The sequence below is a fragment of the Proteobacteria bacterium CG1_02_64_396 genome (assembly GCA_001872725.1).
Lineage (GTDB): Bacteria > Pseudomonadota > MNWR01 > CG1-02-64-396 > CG1-02-64-396 > CG1-02-64-396.
Genome location: MNWR01000017.1, coordinates 60,362 through 68,483 on the forward strand (window position 1 = coordinate 60,362; position 8,122 = coordinate 68,483).

An 8,122-nucleotide genomic window follows, 5' to 3' on the forward strand; every position below is an offset into this window, starting at 1 on the left:
CCAGCTTCCCCCCCCAAAAAACAAAAAAGCCCCCGGAGCGATCCGGGGGCTTTTTTGTTTTCTTGCCTAAAACCAAGCGGGTCAAGCTTTGGTGCGATCCAACCCCAGCTCTTTGACCTCATGCTGATCGAGGGCGTGCAGCATGCGGTCACGATGGTAGGGGTCGAACTGGCCGATGTAGGTCGGCAGCACCCAGGTCATGCCGCGAGGTTTGAGACCGAAGACCGAGGTCATGGCGTTGTCGGAACAAACGGAATCCACCCGCGCCCCATCGACCATCTCGCTGGTGAGGATCTTGCCGGGCAGGAACGAAACCGCCCCGGCCAGCAGATCGGCCATGCCGAGGGGAATGGGGAGGATCGGACGCTGTTTGCCGATGGCCGCCGCCATGGTCATGGTCAGGATTTGACGCATGGTGAAGACCTCGGGGCCACCCAGATCATAGGTCTGGCCGAAGGTCTTGCGCTGATCGAGGCATTGGATCATCGGGGTGACCACATCCTCGGCCCAGATCGGCTGCATCTTGACCGTGCCGCAACCGATCATCGGCATTACCGGCAGCATGCGGGCCATACGGGCAAAACGGGTGATGGTGCTGTCGCCGCTACCGAAAATCAGGGAGGGGCGCAGAACGGTAACGTCGAGATCGTCAACCAGAGCGGCCCGCTCCCCCATCCCTTTGGATTGGAAATAGCGGCTTTCGGAGTTGCTGTCGGCCCCAAGTGCCGAAACGTGCACCAGCCGCTTCACCCCGGTTTGGCGCATGGCTGCCACAATGTTGGCTGGCCCCATGGCGTTCACCTTGTCGAGGTGGTTGCGCTTGGAATCGACCAGGGCACCAGACAGGTTGATCACCGCATCGACCCCAGCAAAGGCCTCGGCCAACCCTTCGCCGGTGACCACATTGCCGTGGCACCAATCGACCAGCCCCAAATACAGGGATTGACGTTTGACCAAATCGGGGCGACGGCTGATCGCACGGACCTTGATGCCGTTGTTGACCAGTTCCGAGAGCAGGTGGCGACCGACGAAGCCGGAGGCTCCGACCACAGCAATGCGACGGAAAATCATCAACCGTTCCTCTTGGGTTCCGGGATTGTAAAATCAGAGACGGGCTTGTTGAAAAAGCCCGTTTTTTTAATGGATTGAGCCGTCCAGGTCAACGCTGGGCCATGCTGTCGAAGAAGTCGTCGTTGTTCTTCGTGCCCGAAAGCTTGTCAAGCAGGAACTCCATCGCCCCGATCGCCCCCATGTCGTGCAGGATCTTGCGCAGCACCCACATTTTTTGCAGATGGGCCGGGGAGACCAGCAACTCCTCTTTGCGGGTACCCGACTTGGCGATGTCGATGGCGGGGAAGATCCGCTTGTCGGCCAGTTTGCGGTCGAGCACCACCTCTTGGTTACCGGTCCCCTTGAATTCTTCGAAGATGACCTCATCCATGCGCGAGCCGGTGTCGATCAGGGCGGTGGCCAGGATGGTCAGACTCCCCCCCTCCTCGATGTTGCGGGCCGCACCGAAGAAGCGTTTGGGTTTGTGCAGGGCGTGGGCGTCGACACCACCGGTGAGGATCTTGCCCGAGGCGGGAACCACCGTGTTGTAGGCGCGGGCCAGACGGGTGATCGAATCGAGCAGAATGACCACATCGACACCACACTCCACCAACCGCTTGGCCTTCTCGATCACCATCTCGGCGACCTGAACGTGCCGGGTGGCCGGTTCGTCGAAGGTCGAGGAGACCACCTCCCCCTTCACCGAACGGGCCATGTCGGTCACCTCCTCGGGCCGCTCGTCGATGAGCAACACGATCAGGAAGATCTCCGGATGGTTGGTGGTGATGGCGTGGGCGATTTCTTGCAGCAGCACCGTCTTACCGGTGCGGGGGGGGGCGACGATCAAGCCGCGCTGCCCTTTGCCGATGGGGGCGGCCAGGTCGATGACCCGGGTGGTGATCGGTCCCACTTCGTATTCAAGGCTGAGCCGCTCGTCGGGGTACAGGGGGGTCAGATCGTCGAAGTGGACCCGCTCGCGCGCCTTTTCGACCGAGCGGAAGTTAATCGCCTCGACCTTGAGCAGTGCAAAATAACGCTCCCCCTCTTTGGGCGGGCGGATCTTGCCGGTGACGGTGTCGCCAGTCTTGAGGTTGAAACGGCGGATCTGCGAGGGCGACACATAGATATCGTCGGGCCCGGCCAGGTAACTGGCGTCGGGGGCGCGCAAAAAACCGTACCCCTCTTGCACGATCTCAAGCACCCCTTCGGCCTGAATCGAGCCGTGGTTGCGCGAGTGCACCCGCAGCACCTCGTAGACCAGATCCTGGCGCCGCATCCCCGAGGCCCCCTCGATCTTGTAATTGCGGGCCAACGCCCCCAGCTCGGTGATCGGGGTGCGCTTGAGGTCGTTGAGGTTGATTTCGGGACCGGCGGGGGGGGCGGTGGGCCGGGGAGGGCGACGGCTGGCGCGGGCCAATCGGCCCGTCTCGCCCCCTTCCGAAGAGGTGCCGTTGCCGTTGCTCCCCACCCCCCGCCGCTTGAGCGACGGTACCATCGGGAGGGAACCTCCATCCCCTTCGAGGCTGGAGGTGGAGGAGGATTCAGAGGCGGCTTCGGAATCGGTATCGTCGAACTGCTCTTCGGACCCGCTAGACGTGGATGACATCCGGTACCCTTTGACTGGTCGAACTTGAGGAGAGGCGCTACGGCATACGATTCGGGCACAAAACCCGAGTGTGGTGCGATGCGAAGGGAATGATTCCAGCAATCGAACTGGAACTGGGGCGGGAACGGGGAACCTATCGTGGATGCCGCGAGCACCCGGCAAGATCCGGTGGTCGAGCGGCCAATTCAAAAAGGGGAACGGGTATCGGCAGGATTCCTGAAGGCTTCCTTCCCCGCGACGTCCCAGCGAGGAGGTGGGAACGCTAGTCCTTGGTCACTCGGGTTGTCAACCGGACTTTGCCGGTCCGGTCGGGGTCCGGTGGCATCCGTTTCCCCCTTCCCTGGTGGACTCTTCTGGACACAGGTTACCCCGCCTCGGGTTGTCCCCCCCTGGATGAGGTGGATTGTTTATTCCCCGTACACTCCCCAAAGACCGAATGGGGGCAGGCGGCGCAGATGTTCAGATCGAGGTTGGGCACGATAGCGGCCAGGGCGCCGGTTTTGGAATCGAAGACGTGGTCCTCCCCAATCGCCTTCAGGGCGCCGCTCTTGCGCAACAAATCCATTACCTGCGGCTTAACGTCGTAGAGGTAGAGATCGCCACCCGCCTTGCGCCGCTCCTCGGCCAGACGGGTCAACACGTCGACCCCCGAGACATCGACATGGTTGATCCCCTGACAAACCACCATGGTTTTGGTCTGGCCCGGCAGCAGAGCGCTCACCTTGGCGAGCTGCTCCTCCACATGGTTGACCGCCCCAAAGTAGAGGGAGCCGTCGATGCGCACGATGCCGAACTGGGGGCACTGGGGCAGGTAGGGGTTGGTGGTGAATTTACGGGTTACGGGATCGGGAACCCGTAGCAACACCTGGGGGCGCGAAGTGCGATTGAGGTAGAGCAGCAGCGAGAGCATCACCCCGAGGAAGATCGCGAACTCCAACTCTAAAAACAGGGCGCTGAAGAAGGTGGTCGCCATGATCGCGGTTTCGGGGCGGCTGGCGTGCAGGATGTGTTTGATCTCTTTGAAATCAATCAGTCCGTAAGCGACCAAAAAGAGCAGCCCCCCCATCGCCGCCTTGGGCAGATAGGCGGCCAGCGGCGCGACCATCACCACGATCATCATCAGCAGCAGCCCGGCAAAGATCGCCGCCAGCGGGGTTTTGGCCCCCGCTGAGTAGTTGATGCCGCTGCGGTTGAACGAGCCGGTGGCCACATAGCCCGAGAAGAAGGAACCCGCCAGGTTGGAGAGTCCCTGACCGATGAACTCCTGGTTGCCGTCGATCCGCTGTCCGGTGCGCTGCGCCAGCGACCGCCCAATCGAAACCGCCTCGGTCAAGGCGAACAGGGTCACCGCCAAGGCGGCCGGGGCCAGCTCTTTGATGGTGGCCAGGCTCAGGTCGGGGGCCGACAGTGGCGGTAGGGTGTCGGGTAGGGCGCCGACCGTGACGATGCCGGTGACGTCGAAGCCGTACATCCGATTGAGCAGGAGCGACACCAAGCTGCCAACCACCATTGCCACCAGCAGGAAGGGGAGCTTGGGCCAGAGCTTCTTGACCAACACCCCCGAAATCAGGGTCGCCGCCCCCACCGCCGTGATGTAAGGGTTCACGTGCGGCAATCCCGCAACGGTGAGCTGGAAGACCTCGACCAGATCGGCGTCCCGTGGGATATCAATGCCGAAAAAATTCTTGATCTGCTTGGCGGCGATCCACACCGCCGCCCCCGCCGTGAACCCCACCACCACCGAATGGGAGATGAAGTTGACCAGCGTCCCGGCCCGAGCGAGCCCGAGTACCAGTTCGATTACCCCAACCATGAAGGTCAGGGTCAGCGCCAGGGTGACGTATTGGGCACTTCCCGGTTCGGCAAAGGCGGAGAGCGAGGAAAACAGCACAATCGAAGCGGCGGTGGTCGGCCCCGAAACCAATAAGCGCGACGAGCCGAAGAAGGCGGCGATGATCGCCGGAACCATCCCGGCGTAGAGGCCGTATTCGGGGGGCATGCCGGCGATGACGGCAAAGGCGACCCCCTGCGGCAGCACCACCACCGCCCCGGTGAGACCGGCAATAAAATCGGCTTTCCAGGTCTTGCGGGTTTCGGGAAGCCAGCGCAGGAACGGCGTCCATGGCTTAAGCCACGGGTGAAAATCGGGATGACTCATGAACGATACGTCGCGCCCATAGAAGGGATTGATGGCAACTTATGCAATGCTGCCACCGAGCGAAGCCGGTTGGACGGTAGAGGCTTCGCTGTCAAAACGGTTGTTCGGATGCGGAGTGGGGCCTGCTTGTTGTTCGTCGCAATGCCCGCAATGGCGGATGCGCCGCGCCGATTCACCCTACGACTTGCCGACCCGACCCTTTCGGGTTCATCGATTCGCGGACGGGGTCCGCTCCTACAGTGGATCCGCAGCGCACCCTCCTTCCCCAAACATCCTCAGCGCACCACCATGACCGAGTTTTCGGCCATCTGGACCACGTTGAAGGCGGTCCCCCCCATGAAGAAGCGGCCCAGCCCTTTGTTGGTTTCGGCTGCCAGAACGATCACCGAGTAGGCCCGCCCCAACTTGACCAATTCCTCGACCGGATGGCCGACGGCGGTCAGGGTTTCAAGCACCTCCAACCCCGCCTCCTCCATGCGGCGGCGCCCCTCGTCGACGATGGCCTGGGCTTTGTCGACATCCCCTTCGTTGGCCGCCACCGAGATCAGCGACACCGGGCACTTGCAGCGCAGCGCCACGGTGGCGTCTTTAATCATCGCCTCATAAGCCTTGTCGCTGCCGTCGATGCCGATGAGGTGGCCGTGCCCCTCCTCCAGCTCCCGGGCGACCAGCACCGAGCAGGGGGCATGGATCACCACCTTTTGCGCCACCGACGACATCAGGAATTTCGACAAACCCCTGCGCTGCCCGGTCGCCCCCAGGATCACCAGGTCGTACCCCTCAGCCACCGCCTCACCCAGCACCACCTCGGCAATGTTGCGTCCGGTCTTGAGTTTGAGTCGGATGCAATGCCCCTCGGGGCTCTTGTAACAGACCTGGAACTCCCCGAGCGGATCGCCGTTGAATTCTCGCTGCGCCTCTTGGTGAGCCCAGTTTTCTTGCATCCAGCCGTATTCGATCAGGGTGCGGCGCGCCTCCTCCAAAAAGCGCATGCCGGGCAGCTCGACCCCCCAACCCAGCATGTTTTCCCGCACCGGACGCATCGTTTGCCCCTCGGAGGCAAAGGCGTCGTCGGAACGCCGCACAAACATGATGGTGATCTCGGCGTCGACCCCACCGCCGAGCTTGGCGCCGTAGCGCATGCCGCGTAGCGCCTCCTCGGAGCCGTCGATGCAGATCAGCAGTTTGAAGGGTGTGGTTTCGCTCATCGGAATACCTCGGCGCGCACGTCGTGTGGCATCAAACCCCCAGCAGGGGCCAATAGAGTTTGGCGAACAACATCATGACGACGGTCGACATAATCACCATCTTCCATCCCATTTTGAGGAAATCGGTGGTTTTGAGGTAGCCGCTTGAATAAACGATGGTGCAGGCGGGGGTCCCCACCACGGTGAGGTAGGCAAAGGCGGAGGCGATGGCGGTCAGATAGCCGATCACCAGGGGCGACTCCCCCGCCCCCACCGCCATGTTGAGGACGATGGGGCCAAGAATCGCCACCGCCGCCCCGTTGCTCATGGTGTTGGTCACCAGGGTGGTGAGCAGAATGACCGCCAGCCACAACCCCATCCCGTGGTCAAACCCGAACGGCGCCAGCGCTCCGAGGAAGGCCTGGGCCACCCAGGCGGCGCCGCCGGTACTCATCATTTGCAGCCCCAGCGAGATGGCGGCGGCATACAGCAGCACCACCCCCCAGTTCACCCCGGAGTTGTAGTCCTCCCAGCGCACTAATCCGAAGATCAGGTAGACCGCCGCCCCGAGGATGGCGATGGTCCCCATGCCGTACCGCTCCGACAGGGTGATCCAGCCGACCAGCACGATGGCGAACAGGGCAATGGCCAGGTAGTGCTTGCCCCGCAGCGGCCCCTCCTTGGCAACCTCCTCCTTCAGGCGACCTACCGAGGTGCTCAAATCGCGCATCTCGGGCTTGAAGGTCATGAAGAGCAGCACCGTCAGAAAAGGAAGCTGCAAGAAGATCATGGGATAGGCGTAGGCCATCCAGTCGAGGTAGGAGATGTTATACAGGGGGTTGTCGTGACCGAAGAAGTCGGCCCAATAGCCGATCATGATGGCGTTGCGCGCCCCGCCCGAGGGGGTGCCGATCCCGGCGATGGAGCAGCCGTAGCTGATCGAAAACAGCAAGATCGCCGCGACGTTGCGGATTTTTTTGGGGTCCTCCCCCGAAAGGGAGATCAGCGACAGCGCCACAGGCAACATCATGGCGGCCACGGTGTGTTCGCCGATGAACGAGGCCAAGAGCGCCGACACCAGGGAGATCCCCGTCGAGATCCAGACCAGCTTGGTGCCGGTTACCTTGATGATCGCCAGCGCAATCCGTTTATCGAGCCCCTGCTTGACCAGAGCAACCGCCAGCATCAGGGAGCCCATGATGAAAAAGACCGAGTCGCTCATAAACGAGCGGCTGACCTCTTTCGATGAGACCCCGAGCAAAAAAACCTCGGCCACCGCGATCAACAACGCCACGGTGGGCAGGGGGATCGGCTCGGTGACGAAGATGACGGTGGCGACCACCGACATCGCCAGTACCCGTTGCCCCTCGGGGGACAACCCCTCCGGGGTCGGCATGGCGATCAAGCCGTAGCCAATCAGCAAGGCGACCCAGAGCCACTTTTTGTCCCAGATAAAGGCCAGCATCGAAACGCCCCCGCAAGAGGATCTGCCGCGAAGCCCTGAAAACGTCCGACCCCGCCCGACAGCGGGGGATGGTATTCCTTACCGATTTCGGGGCGACCCAAGATCCCTTTATCGGGGGGTTAAGGAAGCGCTGATTGATTAGCGCTTCCTCGTGACCCAGGGATGGGCACCAAAATGGTGCGCTGTCGTAGGAGGCGACCCCGTCGCCGAAGCTCTGCTGATTTTGAAAGCGAAGCAAAAACCACGTCGCCTCAGGCGCCTACTTTTGGCTTTTGCCAGGCGTCGCCGATTCAAAACAAGATGCATTTAATCAGCATTTCTTTAAATCCCGAGTAACTATTCAGCCCCACCCCCAAAAAAACACTTGACAAGGTTTTTTCAAGAAAATCCAGTCCTCGCCTTAATCTGCCGGGCGCCGCTCAAAAGGGTGTTTCCTGTGCCCCATAAGGCGCCCTAACCCTCGCCGATGTAGCGGCCACTACGGGGGGGTGTTGCGGGGCTCTTCAGGGCTGTGTGGCGGCTTTACGGCACGAAAAATCGACCCCAAAAACCGGTGTTATCATCGCCTCACGACAACCGATACGAGGTGAACCCCGGTGACCATCAACCGCATCGATGCCACGGCAGCGGTGGCACACGTTAAAAAATTACTGGCG

Annotated in this window: 5 protein-coding genes; all 5 read right to left on the reverse strand. The window is 61.7% G+C overall.

Annotated features, from left to right (window positions below):
• Window positions 1-81: 81 nt before the first annotated feature.
• Window positions 82-1,071, reverse strand: a complete 990-nt coding sequence (locus AUJ55_02180; GenBank protein OIO60535.1) for a hypothetical protein — start codon at window positions 1,069-1,071, stop codon at window positions 82-84.
• A gap of 88 nt (window positions 1,072-1,159) precedes the next feature.
• Entirely contained in the window at window positions 1,160-2,410 is a 1,251-nt protein-coding gene (locus AUJ55_02185; protein OIO60540.1) for a transcription termination factor Rho, read from the reverse strand.
• A gap of 610 nt (window positions 2,411-3,020) precedes the next feature.
• A complete protein-coding gene (locus tag AUJ55_02190; protein OIO60536.1) occupies window positions 3,021-4,814 on the reverse strand; it encodes a sodium-independent anion transporter in 1,794 nt (597 codons plus the stop codon).
• A gap of 275 nt (window positions 4,815-5,089) precedes the next feature.
• The gene (locus AUJ55_02195; GenBank protein ID OIO60537.1) at window positions 5,090-6,022 is read right to left on the reverse strand and encodes a hypothetical protein; all 933 of its coding nucleotides are present in this window, start codon (window positions 6,020-6,022) and stop codon (window positions 5,090-5,092) included.
• A gap of 31 nt (window positions 6,023-6,053) precedes the next feature.
• Window positions 6,054-7,466, reverse strand: coding sequence for an anion transporter (locus AUJ55_02200; GenBank protein ID OIO60538.1), 1,413 nt, complete (start codon window positions 7,464-7,466; stop codon window positions 6,054-6,056).
• Window positions 7,467-8,122 lie beyond the last annotated feature (656 nt).